Raw genomic sequence first — 24,246 nt, 5'->3', positions numbered from 1 at the left:
TTTCTCCGCCGCATCGAAGGAACATCGCCGCGAGAATTCATTGTGAATGATTAATGTCGCGTTTGTCCTGAACGAATTCAAGGCGCTGATTGTCTACGATAACCCAAGGTCGATTTCCGAGAAACTCTCATCAGTGACGTAGGAAAGAACTGAACCATTAAACCGCTATTCTTTTCACTCATCCGGATAATGCCAGACTTCGATATATTTACCGATGGCCTTTCGATTTAACTCGCTGTGGCATGTTAGACAGAGCACTTTGTCATACGATACGGTCAGGGATTTTAAATCTCACCATGAGAAAAATACAGCCAGATCGTTATCATTTCCAGGTGACTGATGGACGTCAAAGTCATATCGGAGACATTAGCAAAGCGCCTATTGTCATCACCATAACCAACTCCACCAGCCCCCTTGTCGCCCGATCTCTGCCATTCAATGCCGCGTGCTGGAAAAACGGTTGATACCTTTCCCCCAACGCTGGCACAACCGCAGCAGCCATAGCCCGAAATTCATCTGGTTAAGAGAGAACATCAACGCCCTGTATCACGACCGGTCCTGACGCAAAAACAGCCAATATGCACCAGGAAATGTAAATGCGCGTAAGGGAGGCTGATTCAGTCGTACTTTTTGGCGATTTACTCTGTCTATAAACCGAGTAAATGTTACTCTCGTCATTATCAACGACCATTAATCATGGAGAGAAAAATGGCGACCCATTTTGCCAGAGGGATCCTGACGGAGGGACACCTGATTTCTATGCGTCTCCCGTCATCCTGCCATCATGAAGCACGAAGACTGCCAACACATCGCCAGACCCGTTTTCTGGCATCCCGAGGCCTTCTCGCCGAGCTGATGTTTATGCTGTATGGCACGCTCGAGTTACCGGAAATCGTATACAAAGCCAAAGGTAAGCCGGCGTTTCGCGATAAAAATTTGCCGAGTTTTTCCATCGCCTATGCTGGCAATATGGTCGGCGTGACGCTGACAACCGAAGGGGAATGTGGACTGGATATGGAACTCCAGCGCGCTACCCGAGGATTTATCAGCCCCCATTCTGTTGAGGTTCCGGCCTTTTCCAGCATTGAAAATCTGTGGATCAGCAAGCAAAACGATCCGGACGAAGCGCGTGCACAGATGATCACCTTGCGTCAGAGCGTCCTGAAACTGACGGGGGACGTCCGCAATGACGATCCGCGCGAGCTGCAGCTACTACCGGGTGCCGGGCGTCTGAAATGTGCACATGTTACCCAGATTGAAGCCATCTGTGATGCCGAAGACCTGCTGGTGTGGTCGGTTGCGGTTACACCAGGCATTGATAAACTTCAGCTTTGGGAGTTTGATGGTAAGCAGGGCTGGAAAAGCCTGCCTGATATCCAGACCCGTGCGAATGCGCCAACGGGTCGTCTGATGCGATTCGCGCAATTATCTGCTGCAACGTCTTATACGCATAACTGATGGAGTTACCATGTCTGAAACGTTGAATGTTGTTACGTTACTGGGAAGCCTGCGCAAAGGTTCATTTAACGGTATGGTTGCCCGTACGCTGCCGAAAATAGCCCCGGCGGGGATGGAAGTGAGTGCGTTACCGTCTATCGGTGATATCCCACTTTACGATGCCGACGTGCAACAGGAAGAAGGTTTTCCGGCAAGCGTCGAAGCACTGGCTGAACAAATTCGCAATGCCGATGGCGTGGTTATCGTCACTCCTGAATATAACTACTCGGTGCCGGGTGGCCTGAAAAATGCCATCGACTGGCTGTCGCGCCTGCCCGATCAACCGCTTTCCGGCAAACCGGTGCTTATCCAGACCAGTTCAATGGGGGCGATTGGCGGTGCACGCTGCCAGTATCACCTGCGCCAGATTCTGGTCTTCCTGGATGCGATGGTGATGAACAAGCCTGAATTTATGGGCGGAGTGATTCAGAACAAAGTGGACCCGCAGACGGGTGAAGTGATCGATCAGAGTACCCTGGACCATCTGACTGGCCAGCTCACCGCGTTTGGCGACTATATCCAGCGGGTTAAAGCCTAATAAAAAGCCCGGTGGCGCTAGCGCTTACCGGGCCGACACTCTTCTGTAGGTCAGGTAAGCGAAGCGCCACCTGACACCACAAACGACATCCCGCGCGTGAAAGCGTAAAACCATTCGACCTACGATCGCAATTTGTAGGCCGGATAAGCGCAGCGTCATCCGGCAACGGCAAGAAGTTAGTGTGCGTCGATAAACACAATCTTCAGCACAAACAACAGCGCCACAACCACCACGCACGGGCTCAGATCGCGCAGACGACCGGTACCGATTTTCATCACACAGTAAGAGATAAAGCCCAGCGCGATCCCTTCGGTAATTGAGAAGCTGAATGGCATCATCACGGCAGTGATAAACGCCGGCACGGATTCAGTAAGGTCTTCCCACTTCACGCGCGCCAGGCTGGAGGTCATTAACACACCAACGTAAATCAGCGCACCTGCAGCCGCATAGCCCGGCACCATCCCCGCCAGCGGCGACAGGAAGATAACCAACAGGAACAGCAGACCCACGATCACAGCGGTCAGGCCGGTGCGCCCACCGACAGAAACGCCGGAAGAGGACTCGATATAAGCGGTGACGGAAGAGGTACCGATAAATGCCCCGGTCACGGAGGAGACGCTATCAACAAACAGCGCCTGTTTCATGCGCGGGAATTTCCCTTTTTCATCCGCCAGACCGGCTTTGTCAGTCACGCCGATCAGTGTCCCGGAGGAGTCAAACAGGTTAACCAGCATGAAGGAGAAAATCACCCCAGCCAGACCGATGTTAAACGAGCCTGCCAGATCGACATGCCCAATCACCGACGAGACGCTCGGCGGCGCAGAGACAATACCGTTATAGTGCACATCACCCAGCATCCAGCCCAACAGCGTGGTGACGATGATAGACACCAGCACGGCAGCGTGAATGTTACGTGACGCCAGGATAGCGATGATAAAGAAACCGAGCACGCCCAACAGTACGCTGTGGGAGGTCAGATTACCGATGCTCACCAGCGTTTCAGGATTCGCGACGATCACGCCTGCGTTTTTCAGACCCATCATGCCGATGAATAAACCGATACCGCTGGTAATACCCACACGCAGACTGACCGGGATATTGGCAATCATCCAGTAACGCACGCGGAAGATAGTCAGCAGCAGCAGACCGACGGCGCCCCAGAAAATCGCCCCCATACCGACCTGCCACGACAGACCCATCGCGCCGACCACAACGAAGGCAAAGAACGCATTCAGCCCCATCGCGGGCGCCAGCGCCACCGGCAGATTAGCAAACAGACCCATCAGAATGCTGCCAAACGCGGCAATCAGACAGGTGGTCACAAAGACGGCGCTGGTGTCCATGCCAGCCACGCCCAGAATTTGCGGGTTAACAAAAACGATGTAAACCATCGTCAGGAAGGTGGTAAAACCGGCTATCACTTCGGTCCGTGCCGTCGTGCCATGTTCGCGCAGTTTAAACACGCGTTCCAGCATCCCCTGACCAGACGTCTGGGTTGTGTGTTGTTGACTCATTATCAATTTCCAAACAAGGAGGGAAAATTCGTCGCTATCCTATACCAAAATGCGACAATAGGGGGTGATTGTGAGATGTTTTTTTCATTGCATTTGCTTATACGGCAACGATTGCGTTGCACAATCAGGCAGTACGTAAACGTTAAACTAGTGAAAAGGGAAAGGCATGTCCGGAATTGAAGCGGTATTTTTCGACTGTGACGGTACGCTGGTCGACAGTGAAGTGATCTGTTCCCGCGCGTATGTCGCAATGTTCCAGGAATTCGGTATCACCCTCGATCTCGAAGAAACTTTTAAACGCTTTAAGGGCGTAAAACTCTACGAAATCATTGATATCATAAATGAGGAACATGGGGTGACGTTGGCAAAAGCCGACTTAGAACCCGTCTACCGCGCCGAGGTCGCACGCCTGTTCGACTCAGAGCTGGAAGTGATCCCTGGTGCGAATACACTGCTGGACAGTATGACGGTGCCGATGTGCGTGGTCTCTAACGGTCCGGTCAGCAAAATGCAGCACTCGCTGGGTAAACTGGGCATGCTGCACCATTTCCCGGACAAGCTGTACAGCGGTTACGATATTCAACGCTGGAAGCCCGATCCGGCGCTGATGTTCCATGCGGCAAAAGCCATGAACGTCAACGCACAGAACTGCATTCTGGTAGACGACTCTTCTGCGGGTGCACAGTCAGGAATTGATGCAGGAATGGAAGTGTTCTACTTCTGCGCCGATCCGCATAACAAACCGATCGTTCATCCGAAAGTGACAACCTTTACCAGCCTGGAACAGTTGCCAGCGTTGTGGAAGGCGCGCGGGTGGAATATTACGCGATAATAAAAAAGCCGGATGGCGTTCGCGCTTATCCGGCCTACAGGATCCATGGTTTTGTAGGGCGGGTAAGCGAAGCGCCACCCGCCAAAAAAATCACTCTTTCGGATCTTTACCCGCCAGCAGCTTATCCAGCTCATCGCCGCCCACGTGGCGGAAATCCTGACCCTTCACGAAGTAAAAGATGTATTCGCAGATATTCTGGCAGCGGTCGCCAATACGCTCGATAGAGCGTGCGCAGAACAACGCGGTCAGCACGCTGGGAATCGTACGCGAATCTTCCATCATATAGGTCATCAGTTGACGTACGATCCCTTCGTATTCCTGGTCAACTTTCTTGTCTTCACGGTAGATACGAACCGCTTCGTCCAGATCCATACGCGCAAACGCATCCAGCACGTCGTGCAGCATCTGTATGGTATGACGACCCAGTGACTCCAGGCTCACCAACAGCGGCTGGTGCTGCTGGGAGAATTTCTCCAGCGCAGTACGACAAATTTTATCCGCCACGTCGCCAATACGCTCCAGCTCGGCGATGGTTTTGATGATAGCCATCACCAGACGCAGGTCGCTCGCCGTGGGCTGACGCTTGGCGATGATGCGAACACAGGCTTCATCGATCGCCACTTCCATCATGTTGACGTGCTTATCGCCATCAACAACGCGTTTCGCCAGCTCGCTGTCCTGATTGTGCATCGCGGTAATAGCATCAGAAAGCTGCTGCTCAACCATGCCGCCCATCGTCATTACCTGAGTGCGGATGCTTTCCAGTTCGGCGTTGAACTGACCGGAAATGTGTTTATTAAGGTTTAAATTGTCCATCATTTCTCCAGATGCCCGGGCATATCAACCGTAGCGGCCAGTAATGTAATCTTCGGTTTGTTTCTTCGCGGGCTTGGTGAACAGGTCGTCCGTGTTGCTGAACTCAATCAACTCGCCCAGGTACATAAACGCCGTATGGTCGGAACAACGCGCAGCCTGCTGCATGTTGTGGGTCACGATCACCACGGTGTAATCCTGTTTCAGCTCAGTAATCAGCTCTTCGATACGACCCGTTGAGATAGGATCCAGCGCTGAACATGGCTCATCCAGCAGCAACACTTCCGGGCGAATGGCGATACCCCGCGCGATGCACAGACGCTGCTGCTGACCACCGGAGAGAGAGTACCCGCTCTGGTGCAATTTATCTTTGGTTTCGTTCCACAATGCGGCCTTGGTCAACGCCCACTGCACGCGCTCATCCATATCCGCACGGGACAGCTTCTCAAACAGACGCACGCCAAAAGCGATGTTGTCGTAGATAGACATCGGGAACGGCGTCGGCTTCTGGAACACCATCCCCACTTTGGCACGCAGCAGAGCGATATCCTGGGTGTTGGTGAGGATATTGTCACCATCCAGCAGAATTTCACCTTCCGCACGCTGTTCCGGATACAGTTCAAACATCTTGTTGAACGTACGCAGCAGCGTCGATTTACCGCAGCCAGAGGGCCCGATAAACGCCGTCACCTGATTCTTCGCGATATCCAGGTTGATGTTCTTCAGGGCATGGAATTTGCCGTAGTAGAAGTTCAAATCACGAACCTGAATCTTACCCGGAGCAGTATCAACCATACTCATTTCAATCTATTCCTCATTCGGCGTCGCATCCGCCACGCCGCAAATAATTAACCGTGTTTACTCTTGGCGAAAATAACGCGTGCCAGAATGTTCAGCAGCAGTACGCACAGCGTAATGATCAGCACCCCGGCCCACGCCAGTTGCTGCCATTCAGCAAACGGGCTCATCGCAAATTTAAAGATGGTGACCGGCAGGTTGGCGATCGGCTGCATCATGTCGGTACTCCAGAACTGGTTGGAGAGCGCAGTAAACAGCAGCGGGGCGGTTTCACCCGCGATACGCGCAATCGCCAGCAGGATACCGGTCATAATCCCGGAAACAGACGCTTTCAACGTAATCGCGGAGATCATTTTCCACTTCGGCGTCCCCAGCGCATAAGCCGCTTCACGCAGGCTGTCCGGCACCAGTTTCAACATGTTCTCGGTGGTTCGAATCACGATAGGCACCTGCAGCAGCGCCAGCGCGATTACGCCCGCCCAGCCGGAGAAGTGCTCCATCTGCGCCACCACGATGGTGTACACGAACAGACCAACCACAATAGACGGGGCGGAAAGCAGAATATCGTTGATGAAACGAATCACTTCCGCCAGCCACGATTTACGACCATATTCCGCCAGATAAATCCCGGCCATGATGCCCAACGGCGTACCAAATACGGTCGCCCAGAGGATCAACAAACCACTGCCCGCCAGGGCATTCGCCAGACCGCCACCCGCCGTGTTCGGCGGCGGCGTCATTTCGGTGAACAGCGCCAGCGACATTCCGTCGATACCGCGGGTAATGGTGGACATCAGGATCCAGACGAGCCAGAACAGGCCAAACGCCATCGTCGCCATTGAGAGCGTCAGCGCGATACGGTTTTTCATCCGGCGACGCGCCTGCATTTTGCGGCGGGATTCCGCCAGCGCTGCGGTGGTTTGCATTTCAAGCGTAGCCATTAGCGTGCCCCCTCGTTCTTCGCAAGGCGCAAAATCATAAACTTAGACGCTGCCAGCACGATGAAGGTAATCACAAACAGAATCAGCCCCAGCTCCATCAATGCCGCAACGTGCAGACCGGATTCCGCTTCCGCAAATTCATTCGCCAGCGCCGAGGTAATGCTGTTACCAGGCATATACAGCGACGCGCTGTCGAGCTGGTAAGTGTTACCGATGATAAAGGTGACCGCCATCGTTTCACCCAGAGCACGACCCAGCCCCAGCATGATGCCGCCAATCACCCCATTTTTGGTGAACGGCAGTACGATGCGCCAGATAACCTCCCAGGTGGTGCAGCCGATACCGTAGGCAGACTCTTTCATCATCACCGGCGTTTGTTCGAACACATCACGCATTACCGCTGCAATGTAGGGAATTATCATGATGGCGAGGATCACCCCTGCCGCCAGAATACCGATACCAAACGCCGGGCCGGAGAACAGCGCGCCAACAAACGGAATGTTGGAAAGGATATTCCCGACCGGTTCCTGGAAATAAGTCGCAAACAACGGCGCAAAGATAAACAGGCCCCACATGCCGTATACGATACTCGGGATAGCCGCCAGCAGTTCAATTGCGATGCCCAGCGGGCGACGCAGCCAGCCAGGCGCAAGTTCCGTCAAAAACAGGGCAATACCGAAGCTCACCGGAACGGCGATCAGCAGTGCGATAAAGGAGGTGACCAGCGTACCGTAGATCGGTACCAGCGCACCGTAGATGTCGTTTGGCGCGTCCCAGTCTTTCGTCCAGAGGAATGAGAAACCAAATTTCTCAATGCTGGGCCAGGAGGAGATGATCAGAGAGACAATAATGCCACCCAACATCAATAGCACAATCAGCGCAGCCAGTTTTACCAGCGCGCTGAAGATTTTGTCACCCTTTTTACCCGGCGGGTTAAAAGCAGGCTTGGTTGCAGCCATAAATCACTCTTTCCATTAAACGCGTTTACGAAGTTGCCCCAGCCGGATGGCGCTACGCTTATCCGGCCTACAAAGCGGGCCTACATTCACAACTGTAGGGCGGATAAGCGTAGCGCCATCCGCCAATTCGTCAAAGATATTCTGTTAGTACAGCGCTTTACCGCTGCTGTCTTTCACATTGGTCTTCCATGCCGCACGGATCTGCTCAACCACGCTGTCCGGCAGGCTGGCGTAATCCAGGTCATTAGCCTGTTTGCCGCCATTTTTGTATGCCCAGTCGAAGAATTTCAGCACTTCAGCACCCTGCTCAGGTTTCTTCTGCTCTTTGTGAACCAGGATGAAAGTGGTGGAAGTAATTGGCCACGCACCGTCACCTTTCTGGTTCGTCAGATCCTGCGCGAAGGATTTGCTCCAGTCAGCACCTTTCGCGGCGTTGGCGAAGTTCTCTTCGGTCGGGCTAACCGGTTTGCCATCAGCTGAAATCAGCTTGGTATACGCCAGGTTGTTCTGCTTAGCGTAAGCGTATTCAACGTAACCGATGGAGCCTGGCAGACGCTGTACGAACGCGGCGATACCGTCGTTACCTTTACCGCCGAGGCCTGTCGGCCAGTTAACGGTAGAGCCTGCGCCCACTTTGGTCTTCCACTCTTCGTTGACTTTTGCCAGATAGCTGGTGAAGACGAAGGAGGTACCGGAACCATCAGCACGACGCACGACGGCGATGTTCTGAGAAGGCAATTTCACGCCCGGGTTCAGTTTGGTGATGGCTTCATCATCCCACTTCTTGATTTTACCCAGGTAGATGTCACCCAGCGTTTTACCATCCAGCACCAGTTCGCCAGACTTCAGACCCGGGATGTTCACCGCCAGTACCACGCCGCCAATAACGGTCGGGAACTGGAACAGGCCTTCCTGATTCAGTTTTTCGTCAGACAGCGGCGCATCAGAGGCACCGAAATCAACGGTATTCGCTGTAATTTGTTTAACACCACCGGAGGAGCCGATACCCTGGTAGTTGACTTTACTACCGGTCTCTTTCTGATAAGTATCAGCCCATTTGGCATACACCGGCGCAGGAAAAGTTGCACCTGCACCTGTCAGACTTGCTGCTGCTAACGCAGAGAAAGCGCTCATAGATAAGGTCGCGGCGACAACAGTTGCGACAGTGGTACGCATAACTTTCATAATGTCTCCTGCAAGATTTTCGTAAATCATTGTTAAGTGGCTACGATGAGCAAAATAGGACAAACAGGTGACAGTTAAATGTACGAAATATGACAGTTTTGTGACAATGAAAATTTCAGTTAAATATAAATCATTTTTTTACTATTTATCATAAAGTTAACTAACAATATGACAATAGCTTTTCAGGAAAATTTTATTTCTGTGACACTGAAAAAAGTAGCTGAAGATGACGATTTGTCACATTAAAACGGCAGGAGAATTGATTAAAAACAGCGCAGAAGCAAAAAAATGCCCCGCTTTCGCAGGGCATGAACGTTTTACTCGACGGTAACCGATTTAGCCAGGTTACGCGGCTGATCTACGTCGGTGCCTTTAATCAGCGCCACGTGATAGGCCAGCAGCTGTAGCGGAACGGTGTAGAAGATCGGTGCAATCACCTCTTCCACATGCGGCATCTCAATGATGTGCATATTGTCGCTGCTGGCAAAACCGGCGTCCTGATCGGCGAAGACATACAGCTGACCACCACGGGCGCGCACTTCTTCGATGTTGGACTTCAGTTTTTCCAGCAGTTCGTTGTTCGGGGCAACAACGATAACCGGCATATCGGCATCAATCAGCGCCAGTGGGCCGTGTTTCAGTTCACCTGCCGCATAGGCTTCTGCGTGAATGTAGGAGATCTCTTTCAGCTTCAACGCGCCTTCCAGCGCGATCGGATACTGATCGCCACGGCCCAGGAACAGAGCGTGGTGCTTGTCAGAGAAATCTTCAGCCAACGCTTCAATGCGCTTGTCCTGAGAAAGCATTTGCTCGATACGGCTCGGCAGCGCCTGCAGACCATGAACGATGTCATGCTCAATGGACGCATCCAGACCTTTCAGGTGCGCCAGTTTCGCCACCAGCATCAGCAGAACGGTCAACTGAGTGGTAAACGCTTTCGTTGACGCCACGCCGATTTCCGTGCCGGCGTTGGTCATCATCGCCAGATCTGATTCACGCACCAGAGAAGACCCCGGAACGTTACAGATGGCGAGCGAGCCCAGATAGCCCAGCTCTTTCGACAAACGCAGGCCAGCCAGCGTATCTGCCGTTTCGCCAGACTGAGACAGGGTGATCATCAGGCTGTTACGGCGTACTGCTGATTTGCGGTAACGGAATTCTGAGGCGATTTCGACGTCGCACGGAATACCGGCCAGCGATTCAAACCAGTAGCGAGAAACCATCCCGGAGTTATAGGACGTCCCACACGCGATGATCTGGATATGCTCAACCTGAGACAACAGCTCGTTGGCCTTTGGTCCAAGTTCGCTTAAATCCACTTCGCCGTGGCTAATGCGCCCGGTCAGGGTGTTTTTAATCGCGTTCGGCTGCTCGTAGATCTCTTTCTGCATGTAGTGGCGATAGATACCTTTATCACCTGCGTCATATTGCAGATTAGATTCGATGTCCTGACGTTTCACGTCCGCGCCAGTTTTATCAAAAATCGCGACAGAACGACGGGTCACTTCCGCAATATCGCCTTCTTCAAGGAAGATAAAGCGACGGGTTACCGGCAGCAGTGCCAGCTGATCGGAGGCGATAAAGTTCTCGCCCATACCCAGACCGATAACCAGCGGACTACCCGAACGCGCAGCCAGCAACGTATCCGGATGACGGGTATCCATGATAACCGTACCGTACGCACCGCGCAGTTGCGGGATGGTGCGCAGCACGGCATCACGCAGCGTACCGCCCTGTTCCAGTTCCCAGTGCACTAAGTGAGCAATCACTTCGGTGTCTGTTTCTGAAACGAAGGTATAGCCGCGCGCTTTCAGTTCTTCACGCAGCGGTTCATGGTTTTCGATGATGCCGTTATGCACCACCACAATGTGTCCAGAAACATGCGGATGCGCGTTTGCTTCCGAAGGTTCGCCATGCGTAGCCCAACGGGTGTGAGCAATACCGGTGCCGCCGTGCAGCGGATGTTCTTCCGCAGCCTGAGACAGCATCTGTACTTTACCCAGACGACGCAGACGGGTCATATGCCCTTCTGCGTCCACCACGGCCAGACCAGCAGAGTCGTAACCGCGGTATTCCAGACGACGTAAACCTTCAAGAAGGATTTCAGCTACATCACGTTGCGCGATAGCGCCAACAATTCCACACATATTTTTTTATTCCGAATCAAGGCATTATGCCTGTCGTTGTCTTTCGACCTGTATGCCCGTTTTTTCGGGCGCCCCGAGCCTTGTAGAGAATGGGGTTATTTTTATAGGTACTGCTTTTGGGCGGGAGGTATATGTTTACCTCCTCAGCCGAGTTAGCCTGATGGCGGCTACGCCTTATCAGGCCTACAAAAACGTAGGGCGGGTAAACGAAGCGCACCCGCCGGGTTGTTACTTTTTCTTCACCGGACGCTTCCAGCCCTGCTTATGCACCTGTGGCACACGGCTGATGACCAGTTCATTATCAGCGACGTCACGGGTGACGGTGGTCCCCGCTGCAATGGTCACCCCATTACCCACGGTCACCGGTGCCACCAGTTGGGTATCGGATCCGACAAACACATCGTCGCCAATGATGGTTTTAAACTTGTTCGCGCCATCGTAATTGCAGGTGATCGTACCTGCGCCAATATTCACGTTATCGCCAATTTCCGCATCGCCCAGATAGGTCAGGTGACCGGCTTTCGAGCCTTTACCAAGACGCGCTTTCTTCATCTCAACGAAGTTGCCCACGTGAGCACCTTCCATCAGCTGTGCACCAGGACGCAAACGAGCGAACGGCCCAATAGTGCATGCCGCGTCCAGATGGGCATCTTCCACCACGCTGTACGGACTGATTTCACAGTCATCGCCAATGACGCTGTTTTTAATGACGCAACCCGTCCCAATCTTCACGCGATGGCCAAGCGTGACGTGACCTTCGATGATAACGTTAGTATCAATTTCGACATCTCGCCCGTGAGCGAGCGTACCGCGCAGGTCAAAACGCGCCGGATCGCGCAGCATCACGCCCGCCAGCAGCAGTTTTTCCGCTTGCTCGGACTGATAAACGCGTTCCAGACGGGAAAGTTGCAGACGGTTGTTTACACCTTCAACTTCACTCAGACGATCGGGGTGAACTGCCGCGATTTCACGACCTTCCTGATAAGCCAGCGCAATGATATCGGTGATGTAGTATTCACCCTGCGCATTGTTATTGGTCAGTTTAGACAGCCAGCGCTTCATGTCAGCGCCGTTTGCAATCAGTATCCCGGTATTGATTTCCTGGATCTGACGCTGTTCATCGCTGGCATCTTTATGCTCAATGATACCGGTCACTTTGCCGTTTTCACGCGTGATACGACCATAGCCGCTCGGATCGTCCAGCTTAACCGTGAGCAGACCAATCCCCCCCTGGGGTTTGGCATCGCGCAGGCGCTGTAAGGTTTCAATCGAGATCAGCGGGACGTCGCCGTAGAGCATTAAAATGTCTTCATCATCGCCAAAGAAAGGCGCTGCCTGCTGCATAGCGTGGCCTGTGCCCAACTGCTCCGCCTGCAACACCCAGTTCAGGTTGTCTTCTTTCAGGCTTTTTTTAAGCAGTTCGCCACCGTGGCCGTAAACGAGGTGCACCTGTGATGAACCTAATTCATTAGCAACATCAATGACATGCTGAACCATCGATTTCCCGGCAAGGGTATGCAGTACTTTTGGTAGATCGGAATACATACGTGTGCCTTTGCCTGCGGCAAGGATCACTACGCTCATCGCTTTATTCAACATACGCGTCCTGACTGTAATTTGAGAACGAATTTATACCGTTTCACGTTGAAAATACTACATTTTTTTCATCGTGAAATGGGCAGAGGATAAAACGCACAATCGCGAGTTTTCCCCAACGGAGATAGAGACATTTTCGTCCATTGCTGCGGCTTTTGTCTTCTGAAAAGTCACCTGATACCGTGATTAACACGCCAGGCCAATGTTTTTGCTCTTTTTTTGATCCATAAAGAAAGATGACGCAACAGTACAAAAATAGCAGGCAAAAAAAAACCAGCCTGAAATCAGACTGGTTTTTGTTTTTCAACCCGGTGTTACATCGCTTTTTTGGTCAACTCGATAACGCGCAGTTTCGCGATCGCTTTGGCCAGTTCCGCAGATGCCTGAGCGTAATCCACGTCACCATGAGAGCTCTTAATATGCTCTTCAGCCTTACGTTTCGCTTCCAGGGCTCTCGCTTCATCGAGATCCTGCCCGCGAATCGCGGTATCAGCCAGTACGGTCACGCTGCCAGGTTGCACTTCGAGAATGCCGCCAGACAGGTAGATAAACTCTTCATGACCGAACTGTTTAACGATGCGGATCATACCAGGCTTAATGGCGGTGAGCAGTGGGGCATGCCCAGGGAAAATCCCCAGTTCACCTTCACTACCCGTTACCTGGATTTTCTCGACCAGACCAGAGAACATTTGTTGCTCTGCGCTGACGACGTCCAGGTGGTAAGTCATTGCCATATCACCCTCCGATTAAGGCGTTAAAGTTTTTTGGCTTTTTCTACGGCTTCGTCGATAGAACCAACCATGTAGAACGCCTGCTCTGGCAGGTGGTCATACTCGCCTTCCATGATGCCTTTAAAGCCACGGATGGTGTCTTTCAGGGAAACGTATTTACCCGGAGAACCGGTGAATACTTCCGCAACGAAGAACGGCTGGGACAGGAAGCGCTGGATCTTACGCGCACGTGCTACCACCAGTTTGTCTTCTTCAGACAGTTCATCCATACCCAGGATGGCGATGATGTCTTTCAGTTCCTGATAACGTTGCAGCAGGGACTGTACGCCACGCGCGGTGTCGTAGTGTTCCTGGCCAACCACCAGTGGATCCAGCTGACGGCTGGTGGAATCCAGCGGGTCAACGGCCGGGTAGATACCCAGAGACGCGATCTGACGGCTCAGTACCACGGTTGCATCTAAGTGAGCAAAGGTGGTGGCTGGTGACGGGTCAGTCAAGTCATCCGCAGGTACATATACCGCCTGAACGGAGGTAATAGAACCGGTTTTGGTAGAGGTGATACGTTCCTGCAGAACACCCATCTCTTCCGCCAGGGTCGGCTGGTAACCTACCGCTGATGGCATACGGCCCAGCAGTGCGGAAACTTCCGTACCGGCCAGGGTGTAACGATAGATGTTATCGACAAACAGCAGTACGTCACGACCTTCGTCACGGAATTTCTCTGCCATGGTCAGACCGGTCAGCGCAACGCGCAGACGGTTTCCCGGCGGCTCGTTCATCTGGCCATATACCAGGGATACTTTATCCAGAACGTTGGAGTCGGTCATTTCGTGGTAGAAGTCGTTACCCTCACGAGTACGTTCACCTACGCCCGCAAACACAGAGTAACCGGAGTGCTCGATCGCGATGTTACGGATGAGCTCCATCATGTTTACAGTTTTACCTACACCCGCACCACCGAACAGACCGACTTTACCGCCCTTCGCAAACGGACACATCAAGTCGATAACTTTGATACCGGTTTCCAGCAGCTCCTGAGAGCTGGACAGCTCTTCATAGGACGGCGCTGCGCGGTGGATAGCCCAACGCTCTTCTTCACCGATATCGCCTTTCATGTCGATCGGGTGACCCAGGACGTTCATGATACGACCCAGGGTTGCTTTACCTACCGGGACTTCGATCGGGTGTTCGAGGTCTTTCACTTCCAGACCACGACGCAGACCGTCGGAAGAACCCATTGCGATGGTACGTACGATACCGCCGCCGAGCTGCTGCTGAACTTCCAGCACCAGACTCTCTTTACCATTCATAACCTCAAGAGCATCGTACACGCGCGGTACGGCATCCTGAGGGAATTCGACGTCAACCACGGCGCCGATTACCTGGACAATTTTTCCAGTAGCCATCTTGAATCCTCTACGAATTAACCTGGTTATACCGCGGATGCACCACCGACGATTTCGGTGAGTTCCTGAGTAATGCTGGCCTGACGAGCTTTGTTGTATACCAACTGCAGCTCTTTAATCAGGCTGCCGCCATTGTCGGTCGCGGCTTTCATCGCCACCATACGTGCGGCCTGCTCGCTGGCCAGGTTTTCTACCACGCCCTGATAAACCTGAGACTCAACGTAACGACGCAGCAGGGTATCCAGCAGCGGTTTCGGATCGGGTTCATACAGGTAATCCCAGGCTTTTTGTTTTAACTCTTCATCTTCTGATGCCGGTAATGGCAGCAGTTGAGTGAGAGTCGGAACCTGAGACATGGTGTTGATAAATTTGTTGCTGACAACGTACAGTCTGTCCAGACGACCTTCATCGTAGGCCTGCAGCATCACTTTAACCGGACCGATCAGTTCGGACAGGGAAGGGTTATCCCCCATACCGGTTACCTGAGCAACCACGTTACCACCAACGGAATTAAAGAAAGACACGCCCTTAGAGCCGATCATTGCGATATCGCACTGAACGCCTTTATCGGACCATGTTTTCATATCCGCCAGCAGCTTTTTGAACAGGTTAATGTTCAAGCCACCGCACAGACCACGGTCAGTCGACACCACCAGGTAGCCCACGCGTTTAACGTCGCGTTCTTCCAGGTACGGGTGCTTATATTCCAGATTACCATTCGCAAGGTGACCAATCACTTTGCGCATGGTCTCTGCATAAGGACGGCTGGCCGCCATGCGATCCTGCGATTTACGCATTTTGGAAGCGGCGACCATCTCCATCGCTTTAGTGATCTTCTGCGTGTTCTGGACGCTTGCGATCTTACTACGTATCTCTTTTGCGCCGGCCATGAGCTTCTCCTCAATGCCTTGCGGCCTGTCCTAAGACAAGCCGCCAGACGTTACCAGGACTGGGTTGCTTTGAAGGAATCGAGGATAGCTTTCAGCTTGCCTTCGATTTCGTCGTTATAGCCACCGGACTGGTTAATCTCTTGCATCAGCGGAGCGTGATCACGGTCGACGTAAGCCAGCAGAGCGGCTTCGAAGCTACCGATTTTCGCCAGTTCCACATCTTCGAGGTAACCGCGTTCAGCCGCAAACAGCACCACGCCCTGTTGTGCAACAGACATTGGGGCATACTGTTTCTGCTTCAGCAGTTCAGTTACTTTCTGACCGTGGCTCAGCTGCTTACGAGTAGCTTCATCCAGGTCGGAAGCGAACTGAGAAAACGCTGCCAGTTCACGATACTGTGCCAGCGCGGTACGAATACCACCGGACAGTTTCTTGATGATCTTGGTCTGCGCTGCGCCACCTACACGAGATACGGAGATACCCGGGTTAACTGCCGGACGAATACCGGAGTTGAACAGGTTGGTTTCCAGGAAGATCTGACCATCGGTAATAGAAATTACGTTGGTCGGAACGAACGCAGAAACGTCACCCGCCTGGGTTTCGATAATCGGCAGAGCGGTCAGGGAGCCGGTTTTACCTTTCACTTCACCATTGGTGAATTTCTCAACGTATTCCGCGTTAACGCGGGATGCGCGCTCCAGCAGACGGGAGTGGAGGTAAAATACGTCACCCGGGAAGGCTTCACGTCCTGGCGGACGACGGAGCAGCAGGGAAACCTGACGGTAAGCAACAGCCTGTTTAGACAGGTCATCATAAACGATCAGAGCATCTTCACCGCGGTCACGGAAGTATTCGCCCATTGCACAACCGGCATACGGCGCCAGGTATTGCAGTGCAGCAGATTCAGACGCGGTCGCCACTACAACGATGGTGTTGGCAAGTGCACCGTGTTCTTCCAGCTTACGAACCACGTTAGAAATAGTGGACGCTTTCTGGCCGATAGCCACGTACACACATTTGATGCCGGAGTCACGCTGGTTGATGATGGCATCGATTGCCATCGCGGTTTTACCGGTCTGACGGTCACCGATGATCAACTCACGCTGACCACGACCGATTGGGATCATGGCATCAACGGATTTATAACCGGTCTGCACCGGCTGATCGACGGACTGACGTTCGATTACGCCCGGTGCGATAACTTCGATTGGCGAGAAGCCATCGTTATCAACCGGACCTTTACCGTCAATCGGAGAACCCAGCGTGTTCACCACACGACCCAGCAGGCCACGGCCAACCGGAACTTCCAGAATACGCCCAGTACACTTAACCTTCATGCCTTCGGCGAGGTCAGCGTATGGACCCATCACCACTGCACCCACGGAGTCGCGCTCCAGGTTCAGTGCGATAGCGTAACGGTTACCCGGCAGGGAAATCATCTCACCCTGCATACAATCGGCCAGGCCGTGAATGCGGATAACACCGTCACTTACAGAAACAATAGTACCTTCGTTGTGAGCTTCACTCACAACATTGAACTGAGCAATGCGCTGCTTGATCAGTTCGCTGATTTCGGTGGAATTCAGTTGCATGCTCCAGTCCCCTTAAGACTGCAAGACGTCTGCAAGGCGTTCAAGACGGCCGCGTACGCTGCCATCAATGACCATATCACCCGCACGGATGATTACGCCCGCCATTACAGACTTATCGATTTTGCAATTCAGCTTAACTTTGCGTGACAGACGTTTTTCCATCGCAGCACTAATCTTCGCAAGCTGTTCTTCACTCAGTTCGTTCGCGGACGTGACTTCTACCTCAGAGATAGACTCACTCGCGGCACGCAGGTGAATAAACTGCTCAAGAACATCCGGGAGCGCGTTCAGACGGTTATTTTCAGCCATCACCTTAATCAGGTTCTGACCGTTTTCGTCCAGTTGCTCACCGCAAACTGCGATAAACGACTTAGCGAGCGTTTCCGGCGCCAGCGCGCCAGAGAGAAGCTCTGCCATTTGTTCGTTCTTAGTCACCTCAGCGGCAAACGCCAGCATGTCCTGCCAGCGCTCTACACATTGGTGTTCAACGGCAAAGTCAAAAGCTGCTTTGGCGTAGGGGCGAGCTACCGTAATAAATTCAGACATCAGCCCCTCCCTCCTTACAGTTCAGCGACAAGTTTATCCACGATGTCGCTGTTAGCAGCTTCATCCACGGAACGTTCGATGATCTTCTCGGCGCCAGCAACAGCCAGGATAGCAACTTGCTTACGCAGCTCTTCACGGGCACGTTTACGCTCGGCATCAATTTCCGCCTGCGCCTGGGCCACGATTTTAGTACGTTCCTGCTCTGCTTCCGTTTTGGCTTCGTCCAGGATCTGAGCGCGACGTTTGTTCGCCTGCTCGATGATTACCTGAGCTTCCGCCTTCGCTTTTTTCAGCTGGTCGGTCGCGCTGGCCTTTGCAAGGTCAAGATCCTTGTGTGCGCGTTCAGCAGAAGCGAGACCGTCAGCAATTTCTTTTTGACGCTTCTCGATGGCAGCCATTAACGGCGGCCATACATACTTCATGCAGAACAGAACAAACAGGACAAACGCGATGGCCTGGCCGAGGATTGTTGCGTTAAGATTCACAGCACAATGCCTCTATTTAGTTAACGTTCTGATATTGCTCTTAATTCAAGCAACGCTTACTACGCGACAGCGAACATCACGTACAGACCCAGACCTACAGCGATCATCGGGATAGCATCCACCAGACCCATAACGATAAAGAACTGAGTACGCAGCAGAGGAATCAGATCAGGTTGACGCGCTGCGCCTTCCAGGAATTTACCCCCGAGGATGCCGATACCGATCGCAGCACCGATTGCCGCCAGACCCATCATCACAGCGGCAGCCATGTACAGCAGATCCATATTCAGGTTTTCCATGACAGTCTCCAGTTTGTTTCAGTTAAAACGTAGTAGTGTTGGTAAATTAATGCTCTTCAGACGCCATCGACAGATAGACAATCGTCAGAACCATGAAGATGAAGGCTTGCAGCGTAATAATCAGGATGTGGAAAATGGCCCAGGGCACATTCAGGATCCACTGTGACCACCACGGCAACAGACCAGCAATCAGAATGAAAATCAGCTCACCGGCATACATGTTGCCGAACAGTCGCAGACCGAGAGAAACCGGTTTAGATAGCAGACTTACCCCTTCAAGGATTAAGTTGACAGGGATGAACGCCCAGTGATTGAACGGCTGCAGCGTCAACTCTTTCGTGAAGCCACCGATGCCTTTCATTTTGATGCTGTAGAACAGAATGAGGATAAATACGCCGAGCGCCATGGACAGGGTAATGTTCACGTCAGCAGACGGAACCACACGCAGTGCAGGCAGACCGAAGATATGCTCGCCGATGTACGGCAGCAAGTCGATTGGCAGTAAGTCCATCAGGTTCATCAGGAATACCCAGACGAAGATAGTCAGGGCCAGCGGTGCAATCAGCTTGCTTTTGCCATGGTACATGTCTTTCACGCTACCATGCACAAAGCCGATTACCAGCTCAATCGCGGTCTGAAACTTACCTGGTACGCCGCTGGTCGCCTTTTTGGCCACGCTGCGGAACATAAGCAGGAACAACAGACCCAGCACCACCGAGAAAAACATGGAGTCAATATTGATCGTCCAGAAGGTGGCTGGGGGGTTATACGGATCTACCAGCGAGAATGTACGCAGGTCCAGCTGAAGGTTGTTCAGGTGGTGTCCTATGTAATCCTGCGGCGTCATATTTTCTGAAGCCATGATGCCTTTTACCCTTTGTTGTTAATTACAGCCGGCGCCAGTATCTGAACCACCAGCACCAAAACCCACGTAACTATTAGCGGCAAAAATACCGCCTTGAAAACCGCCAGCGCCACCACCAGCAACATCAGCATCGCTAACACCTTGAAGGCTTCGCCGAAGGCGAATGTCCAGGCCACTCGGCCTTTAGCAGGTGTATGCGCCTGGTGACGCCAGGCAAATATCATAAACAACACGTTAGGCAGAAAGACTGCCATACCGCCGCATATTGCGGAAGTGCCCCAGAAGAGGTCTTTGAGGCTGAACAGCAATCCACTTGCTACTACCGCCAGAAACTGAATGAACAGAAGCTTACGAGCAACGTTTCGACTCAAGAGCGACACAGACATCACGTTTTTAACTCCTGCTCCCTTCGAGGTATGCCGCGTGTCGTATAAAACGTTCTTTAAGGCTTAGAGTCAAGCATCAAAAAGCGGTCAAATTATACGGTGCGCCCTCGTGATTTCAAACAATAAGTAGCTAAAAGGTGAATAAATGTTTAAATATTTTTCCCTGGCCCACATTTATGACTTTTAGCCAAACTGTGAACGATCATGCAAAACTGCAAATGGCGCGTAAACACTGGCGTTAAAGCGTGCTTCAGATCACACATTGAGCATATTCGCCCCGACGGTATTTATTTACTTGGCAAATGATGCCTTTTCAACTTTCTGATATTTAAGCCTAAAATCACTCACTCTTTTAAAAACGACTGATTACATCTCAAAAACCAACCATTGACATTTTTAATAAAAATTCAACACCGGGGAGTGGTTCTCTACCTGGATTTTTAGCAGCCTGATATTTTCAGTGTTGACTAATTTTGTCTTTAGCCAAAAACGCCACGTTGCTCTGTTGATAATAGACAGTGAACGTGGCGTTAAGTGTAACGACTTATATCAGCAAAAATGTCTCAGTGTTTTAACAACAAAAAGTCCGATTTTTTTCTATTTTTTTTGATAAATATTAAATTTTGTTTGGCTTAATCACCACCAAATGGCGTTCACCTTCCAGATGCGGTACCTGGAGTTTAATGACAGCCTCAACGCAAAACGCAGCAGGCAGCGACGCAATTTCATCTTCCGGCAACTGACCTTTCAGCGCATAAAAACGGCCTTTCTCGTCTGGCAGGTGATGACACCAGCTCACCATATCATTGAGTGACGCGAACGCCCGGCTGATCACACCATCAAACGGCGGTTCGGCGGGAAATTCTTCAACCCGGCTCTGTACCGGCGTGATGTTATCCAGTTTCAGCTCATGCTGGACCTGACGCAGGAAACGCACGCGTTTACCGAGACTGTCGAGCAGGGTGAAATGCGCTTGTGGACGCACAATGGACAACGGTATTCCTGGCAATCCCGGTCCGGTACCGACATCAATAAAACGCTCCCCCTGCAAATGCGGCGCAACGATAATGCTGTCGAGGATGTGACGAACCAGCATCTCGTTGGGATCCCGCACCGAAGTCAGGTTGTACGCTTTGTTCCATTTGTGCAGCATCTCAACATACGCAATCAGCTGATTTTTCTGGTGATCGGTAAGTGAAATGCCGGCGTCTGCCAGCAGGCGAGAGAGTTTGTTGAGCACGGTGATTACCTGTTCTACATAATTAGCCCGGTAAGCGAAACGCTACCGGGCAATATTCAACACATTAAGCGCTGCGGCGCAGCATACCCTGTTTTTTCAGCCACACCAGCAGAATGGAGATGGCCGCAGGCGTAACGCCGGAGATACGCGATGCCTGACCGATCGAAACCGGCTTGTGATCGTTCAGCTTGGCAATCACTTCGTTCGACAGGCCGGACACCTGACGGTAATCCAGCGTCGCAGGCAGCAGCGTGTTTTCATTGCGCAGCTGTTTTTCGATCTCATCCTGCTGACGTGCGATATAACCTTCGTACTTCACCTGGATTTCTACCTGCTCAGCGGCCTGCACGTCTTCCAGTGCGGGTGCAAACGGGGTCAGGGTCGTAAGCTGTGCATAGGTCATTTCCGGACGTCGCAGCAGATCTTCACCACTGGCTTCACGAGACAGCGGCGCGGTAAGGTGAGCGTTCACTTCGTTGGCTGATTCCGCCGCAGGCGTCACCCAGGTGGATTTCAGACGCTGACGTTCACGTTCGATGTTCTCCAGCTTCTCGTTGAAGCGAGCCCAGCGGGCGTCATCCACCAGCCCCAGTTCACGACCCATTTCGGTCAGACGCAGATCGGCGTTGTCTTCACGCAGCATCAGACGGTATTCAGCGCGCGAGGTGAACATGCGGTACGGCTCTTTGGTTCCCAGCGTGCACAAGTCGTCGACCAGTACGCCGAGATAGGCCTGAGAACGCGCCGGTGCCCAGCCCTCTTTGTCTGCGGACAGGCGTGCAGCGTTGAGCCCTGCAAGCAGTCCCTGCGCAGCGGCCTCTTCGTAGCCCGTCGTGCCGTTAATTTGTCCGGCAAAGAACAGGCCCTGGATGAATTTGCTTTCCAGCGTCGGCTTCAGGTCACGCGGATCGAAAAAGTCGTACTCAATGGCATAACCCGGACGGACGATTTTCGCGTTCTCCATCCCTTCCATGGAACGGACAATCTGCATCTGCACGTCGAAAGGCAGGCTGGTGGAGATCCCGTTCGGGTAAATTTCGTTAGAGGTTAGCCCTTCCGGCTCCAGGAAGATCTGGTGCTGGTTCCTGTCGGCAAAGCGCATCACTTTGTCTTCGATCGATGGGCAGTAACGCGGGCCGATCCCTTCGATCACGCCAGCATACATCGGGCTACGATCGAGGTTATTGCGGATCACGTCATGGGTTTTCTCATTGGTGTGCGTGATATAGCACGGCACCTGCTGTGGGTGTTGGGCTGCATTGCCCATGAACGAGAAGACCGGCATCGGGTTATCGCCATGTTGCTGCGCCAGCACGCTGAAATTAATCGTGCGCGCATCGATACGTGGCGGCGTGCCGGTTTTAAGACGGCTTACGCGCAGCGGCAGTTCTCGCAGGCGGCGAGAGAGTGGAATGGACGGCGGATCGCCAGCACGGCCACCGCTGTAGTTATCCAGACCAATATGAATTTTGCCGTCGAGGAATGTCCCGACGGTCAGCACCACGGCTTTGGCGCGGAACTTCAGCCCCATCTGGGTCACGGCGCCAACGACACGATCGTTTTCGACGATAAGATCTTCAACCGCCTGCTGGAAAATCATCAGGTTCGGTTGGTTCTCCAGCGCGGTACGCACCGCCTGGCGATACAGCACACGATCCGCCTGAGCACGGGTGGCGCGGACCGCGGGCCCTTTGCTCGCGTTTAGTATCCTAAACTGGATCCCCGCCTGGTCGATCGCTTTTGCCATCAGCCCGCCGAGCGCATCCACTTCTTTTACCAGGTGTCCCTTCCCAATACCGCCAATCGCCGGGTTGCAGCTCATCTGCCCCAACGTGTCGATATTGTGTGTCAAAAGCAGGGTTTGTTGACCCATACGCGCTGCGGCCATCGCGGCCTCAGTGCCTGCATGACCCCCGCCAATGATGATGACGTCAAAAGGATCCTGATAAAACATGGTAATTGCCTCGCATAACGCGGTGTGAAAATGGATTGAAGCCCGGGCGGTGGATTCTACTCAACTTTGTCGGCTTGAGAAAGACCCCGGGATCCTGGGTATTAAAAAGAAGATCTTTTTATTTAGAGATCTGTTCTATTGTGATCTCTTATTAGGATCGCCACTCGCTGTGGATAAGCCGGATCCGGGCATTAAGATCAATACGTTGGTAAGGATCATTAGCTGTGAATGATCGGTGATCCTGGTCCGTATAAGCTGGGATCAAAATGAAGGGTTATACACAACTCAAAAACTGAACAACGGTTATTCTTTGGATAACTACCGGTTAATCCAAGGTTCCTGACAGAGTTATCCACACTTAATCGCACGATCTTTACACTTATTTGAGTAAATTAATCCAGGATCCCAGCCAGGCTTCTGCCGGATCTTCCGGAATATCGTGTTCAAGGATGTTGATCTTCAGCGTTTCGCCAATCTGTTTGGCGCCTGAAAGCTTCAGTTCAGCTTCGATCTTCTCGATAGCGCCACAGAAGGTATCATATTCACGACTGCCGATACCGATCGCGCCAAAACGAACCTGCGACAGATCCGGTTTTTGCGACTGAAGATCTTCATATAAAGGAACAAGGTTATCCGGAATGTCCCCCGCGCCGTGCGTGGAGCTAATGACCAGCCAGATCCCCGTTGCAGACAGGGAGTCTAACAGCGGACCGTGCAGTGTTTCGGTTGAAAAACCGGCATCTTCCAGCTTTTCAGCCAGGTGTTCTGCAACATATTCAGCGCCGCCGAGGGTGCTGCCGCTAATAAGAGTAATGTCAGCCATACGAGCCCATCCTTTTAAAAGCCTATCCCATTAGGCTATTTTATTCGTCATTTTGGCTCCGGGCAGTGCTCGAAATCCTCACGTACTGTAGTACGCTCCGGTTTCTGTGCGCTGGCCGCAACCAAACTGATTTCAACAACTACGCCTACTGGGATAGGCTTACGAGGCTGCATTGTACGCTGTGAACGAGCTGGGATCTACCTGTGGAA

The 24,246-nt window shown here is 52.5% G+C and carries 23 protein-coding genes; 3 read left to right on the top strand and 20 right to left on the bottom strand.

Annotation, left to right across the window (positions count from 1 at the left end; translation table 11 throughout):
* Positions 1-708 precede the first annotated feature (708 nt).
* Together ACERJC_RS14930 and ACERJC_RS14925 are read left to right on the top strand one after the other, a co-directional pair.
* Positions 709-1,458, top strand: a complete 750-nt coding sequence (locus ACERJC_RS14930) for a 4'-phosphopantetheinyl transferase family protein (RefSeq protein ID WP_178828375.1) — start codon at positions 709-711, stop codon at positions 1,456-1,458.
* Positions 1,459-1,468: 10 nt separating this feature from the next.
* Entirely contained in the window at positions 1,469-2,035 is a 567-nt protein-coding gene (locus ACERJC_RS14925; RefSeq protein ID WP_152400829.1) for an NADPH-dependent FMN reductase, read from the top strand.
* 176 nt (positions 2,036-2,211) lie between these two features.
* Here ACERJC_RS14925 and adeP read toward each other — a convergent pair whose 3' ends face one another.
* Entirely contained in the window at positions 2,212-3,549 is a 1,338-nt protein-coding gene (gene adeP / locus ACERJC_RS14920) for an adenine permease AdeP (protein ID WP_373671983.1), read from the bottom strand.
* A 166-nt stretch (positions 3,550-3,715) separates the two neighbouring features.
* On the opposite strand from adeP, the gene yieH reads away from it, so the two are divergent.
* The gene (gene yieH, locus ACERJC_RS14915) at positions 3,716-4,381 is read left to right on the top strand and encodes a 6-phosphogluconate phosphatase (protein ID WP_373671982.1); all 666 of its coding nucleotides are present in this window, start codon (positions 3,716-3,718) and stop codon (positions 4,379-4,381) included.
* A 90-nt stretch (positions 4,382-4,471) separates the two neighbouring features.
* Here yieH and phoU read toward each other — a convergent pair whose 3' ends face one another.
* From phoU to mioC, 19 genes are all read right to left on the bottom strand, one after another.
* Positions 4,472-5,197 carry a phosphate signaling complex protein PhoU gene (phoU, locus tag ACERJC_RS14910; protein WP_042998746.1) on the bottom strand — a complete coding sequence of 242 codons (726 nt, stop codon included), beginning with the start codon at positions 5,195-5,197 and terminating at the stop codon, positions 4,472-4,474.
* 24 nt (positions 5,198-5,221) lie between these two features.
* On the bottom strand, positions 5,222-5,995 hold the full coding sequence (pstB, locus tag ACERJC_RS14905) for a phosphate ABC transporter ATP-binding protein PstB (RefSeq protein WP_042998747.1): 774 nt from the start codon (positions 5,993-5,995) through the stop codon (positions 5,222-5,224).
* A 47-nt stretch (positions 5,996-6,042) separates the two neighbouring features.
* Positions 6,043-6,933, bottom strand: coding sequence for a phosphate ABC transporter permease PstA (gene pstA, locus ACERJC_RS14900; RefSeq protein WP_373671981.1), 891 nt, complete (start codon positions 6,931-6,933; stop codon positions 6,043-6,045).
* Positions 6,933-7,892 (bottom strand): phosphate ABC transporter permease PstC, encoded by a 960-nt coding sequence (gene pstC, locus ACERJC_RS14895; protein ID WP_042323550.1) that lies wholly within the window; start codon positions 7,890-7,892, stop codon positions 6,933-6,935. Before pstC ends, pstA begins: the two co-directional genes overlap by 1 nt.
* Before the next feature lie 144 nt (positions 7,893-8,036).
* Positions 8,037-9,077, bottom strand: a complete 1,041-nt coding sequence (gene pstS / locus ACERJC_RS14890) for a phosphate ABC transporter substrate-binding protein PstS (protein WP_152400835.1) — start codon at positions 9,075-9,077, stop codon at positions 8,037-8,039.
* Between the two features lie 317 nt (positions 9,078-9,394).
* The gene (glmS, locus tag ACERJC_RS14885; protein ID WP_373671980.1) at positions 9,395-11,224 is read right to left on the bottom strand and encodes a glutamine--fructose-6-phosphate transaminase (isomerizing); all 1,830 of its coding nucleotides are present in this window, start codon (positions 11,222-11,224) and stop codon (positions 9,395-9,397) included.
* Between the two features lie 228 nt (positions 11,225-11,452).
* Positions 11,453-12,823 carry a bifunctional UDP-N-acetylglucosamine diphosphorylase/glucosamine-1-phosphate N-acetyltransferase GlmU gene (glmU, locus tag ACERJC_RS14880; protein ID WP_373671979.1) on the bottom strand — a complete coding sequence of 457 codons (1,371 nt, stop codon included), beginning with the start codon at positions 12,821-12,823 and terminating at the stop codon, positions 11,453-11,455.
* Positions 12,824-13,134: 311 nt separating this feature from the next.
* Positions 13,135-13,554, bottom strand: a complete 420-nt coding sequence (locus ACERJC_RS14875) for a F0F1 ATP synthase subunit epsilon (protein ID WP_003023809.1) — start codon at positions 13,552-13,554, stop codon at positions 13,135-13,137.
* 20 nt (positions 13,555-13,574) lie between these two features.
* On the bottom strand, positions 13,575-14,957 hold the full coding sequence (gene atpD / locus ACERJC_RS14870; protein WP_003023806.1) for a F0F1 ATP synthase subunit beta: 1,383 nt from the start codon (positions 14,955-14,957) through the stop codon (positions 13,575-13,577).
* Positions 14,958-14,983: 26 nt separating this feature from the next.
* Positions 14,984-15,847, bottom strand: coding sequence for a F0F1 ATP synthase subunit gamma (atpG, locus tag ACERJC_RS14865; protein ID WP_005121458.1), 864 nt, complete (start codon positions 15,845-15,847; stop codon positions 14,984-14,986).
* 50 nt (positions 15,848-15,897) lie between these two features.
* On the bottom strand, positions 15,898-17,439 hold the full coding sequence (atpA, locus tag ACERJC_RS14860) for a F0F1 ATP synthase subunit alpha (RefSeq protein WP_042323559.1): 1,542 nt from the start codon (positions 17,437-17,439) through the stop codon (positions 15,898-15,900).
* Positions 17,440-17,451: 12 nt separating this feature from the next.
* Complete coding sequence (gene atpH, locus ACERJC_RS14855) at positions 17,452-17,985, bottom strand: F0F1 ATP synthase subunit delta (RefSeq protein WP_152400840.1); 534 nt, start codon at positions 17,983-17,985, stop codon at positions 17,452-17,454.
* A gap of 14 nt (positions 17,986-17,999) precedes the next feature.
* Positions 18,000-18,470 carry a F0F1 ATP synthase subunit B gene (gene atpF / locus ACERJC_RS14850; protein ID WP_003827022.1) on the bottom strand — a complete coding sequence of 157 codons (471 nt, stop codon included), beginning with the start codon at positions 18,468-18,470 and terminating at the stop codon, positions 18,000-18,002.
* 59 nt (positions 18,471-18,529) lie between these two features.
* Positions 18,530-18,769, bottom strand: coding sequence for a F0F1 ATP synthase subunit C (gene atpE / locus ACERJC_RS14845; RefSeq protein WP_000429386.1), 240 nt, complete (start codon positions 18,767-18,769; stop codon positions 18,530-18,532).
* Between the two features lie 46 nt (positions 18,770-18,815).
* The gene (gene atpB, locus ACERJC_RS14840; protein WP_152400842.1) at positions 18,816-19,631 is read right to left on the bottom strand and encodes a F0F1 ATP synthase subunit A; all 816 of its coding nucleotides are present in this window, start codon (positions 19,629-19,631) and stop codon (positions 18,816-18,818) included.
* Between the two features lie 8 nt (positions 19,632-19,639).
* Positions 19,640-20,020 carry a F0F1 ATP synthase subunit I gene (atpI, locus tag ACERJC_RS14835; RefSeq protein WP_152400844.1) on the bottom strand — a complete coding sequence of 127 codons (381 nt, stop codon included), beginning with the start codon at positions 20,018-20,020 and terminating at the stop codon, positions 19,640-19,642.
* 616 nt (positions 20,021-20,636) lie between these two features.
* Complete coding sequence (gene rsmG / locus ACERJC_RS14830; RefSeq protein ID WP_286632049.1) at positions 20,637-21,260, bottom strand: 16S rRNA (guanine(527)-N(7))-methyltransferase RsmG; 624 nt, start codon at positions 21,258-21,260, stop codon at positions 20,637-20,639.
* 64 nt (positions 21,261-21,324) lie between these two features.
* Entirely contained in the window at positions 21,325-23,214 is a 1,890-nt protein-coding gene (gene mnmG / locus ACERJC_RS14825; RefSeq protein WP_152400848.1) for a tRNA uridine-5-carboxymethylaminomethyl(34) synthesis enzyme MnmG, read from the bottom strand.
* 379 nt (positions 23,215-23,593) lie between these two features.
* Positions 23,594-24,037, bottom strand: a complete 444-nt coding sequence (mioC, locus tag ACERJC_RS14820; RefSeq protein ID WP_152400850.1) for an FMN-binding protein MioC — start codon at positions 24,035-24,037, stop codon at positions 23,594-23,596.
* Positions 24,038-24,246: the final 209 nt, after the last annotated feature.

Origin of the sequence: Citrobacter telavivensis, from assembly GCF_041807075.1 — a bacterium.
Lineage (GTDB): Bacteria > Pseudomonadota > Gammaproteobacteria > Enterobacterales > Enterobacteriaceae > Citrobacter_A > Citrobacter_A telavivensis.
Note: the sequence above shows the minus strand (reverse complement) of the source record. Positions and strands in the feature narration are given on the sequence as shown.

Excerpts from the sequence above, each read along its gene's own strand:
- atpG (WP_005121458.1), bottom strand. The coding sequence starts at position 15,847 with ATGGCCGGCGCAAAAGAGATACGTAGTAAGATCGCAAGCGTCCAGAAC.
- pstC (WP_042323550.1), bottom strand. The coding sequence starts at position 7,892 with ATGGCTGCAACCAAGCCTGCTTTTAACCCGCCGGGTAAAAAGGGTGAC.
- atpE (WP_000429386.1), bottom strand. The coding sequence starts at position 18,769 with ATGGAAAACCTGAATATGGATCTGCTGTACATGGCTGCCGCTGTGATG.
- glmU (WP_373671979.1), bottom strand. The coding sequence starts at position 12,823 with ATGTTGAATAAAGCGATGAGCGTAGTGATCCTTGCCGCAGGCAAAGGC.
- adeP (WP_373671983.1), bottom strand. The coding sequence starts at position 3,549 with ATGAGTCAACAACACACAACCCAGACGTCTGGTCAGGGGATGCTGGAA.
- mnmG (WP_152400848.1), bottom strand. The coding sequence starts at position 23,214 with ATGTTTTATCAGGATCCTTTTGACGTCATCATCATTGGCGGGGGTCAT.
- yieH (WP_373671982.1), top strand. The coding sequence starts at position 3,716 with ATGTCCGGAATTGAAGCGGTATTTTTCGACTGTGACGGTACGCTGGTC.
- atpD (WP_003023806.1), bottom strand. The coding sequence starts at position 14,957 with ATGGCTACTGGAAAAATTGTCCAGGTAATCGGCGCCGTGGTTGACGTC.
- ACERJC_RS14875 (WP_003023809.1), bottom strand. The coding sequence starts at position 13,554 with ATGGCAATGACTTACCACCTGGACGTCGTCAGCGCAGAGCAACAAATG.
- pstS (WP_152400835.1), bottom strand. The coding sequence starts at position 9,077 with ATGAAAGTTATGCGTACCACTGTCGCAACTGTTGTCGCCGCGACCTTA.
- atpB (WP_152400842.1), bottom strand. The coding sequence starts at position 19,631 with ATGGCTTCAGAAAATATGACGCCGCAGGATTACATAGGACACCACCTG.
- ACERJC_RS14925 (WP_152400829.1), top strand. The coding sequence starts at position 1,469 with ATGTCTGAAACGTTGAATGTTGTTACGTTACTGGGAAGCCTGCGCAAA.
- ACERJC_RS14930 (WP_178828375.1), top strand. The coding sequence starts at position 709 with ATGGCGACCCATTTTGCCAGAGGGATCCTGACGGAGGGACACCTGATT.
- atpA (WP_042323559.1), bottom strand. The coding sequence starts at position 17,439 with ATGCAACTGAATTCCACCGAAATCAGCGAACTGATCAAGCAGCGCATT.
- pstB (WP_042998747.1), bottom strand. The coding sequence starts at position 5,995 with ATGAGTATGGTTGATACTGCTCCGGGTAAGATTCAGGTTCGTGATTTG.
- glmS (WP_373671980.1), bottom strand. The coding sequence starts at position 11,224 with ATGTGTGGAATTGTTGGCGCTATCGCGCAACGTGATGTAGCTGAAATC.
- pstA (WP_373671981.1), bottom strand. The coding sequence starts at position 6,933 with ATGGCTACGCTTGAAATGCAAACCACCGCAGCGCTGGCGGAATCCCGC.
- mioC (WP_152400850.1), bottom strand. The coding sequence starts at position 24,037 with ATGGCTGACATTACTCTTATTAGCGGCAGCACCCTCGGCGGCGCTGAA.
- atpH (WP_152400840.1), bottom strand. The coding sequence starts at position 17,985 with ATGTCTGAATTTATTACGGTAGCTCGCCCCTACGCCAAAGCAGCTTTT.
- phoU (WP_042998746.1), bottom strand. The coding sequence starts at position 5,197 with ATGGACAATTTAAACCTTAATAAACACATTTCCGGTCAGTTCAACGCC.
- atpI (WP_152400844.1), bottom strand. The coding sequence starts at position 20,020 with ATGTCTGTGTCGCTCTTGAGTCGAAACGTTGCTCGTAAGCTTCTGTTC.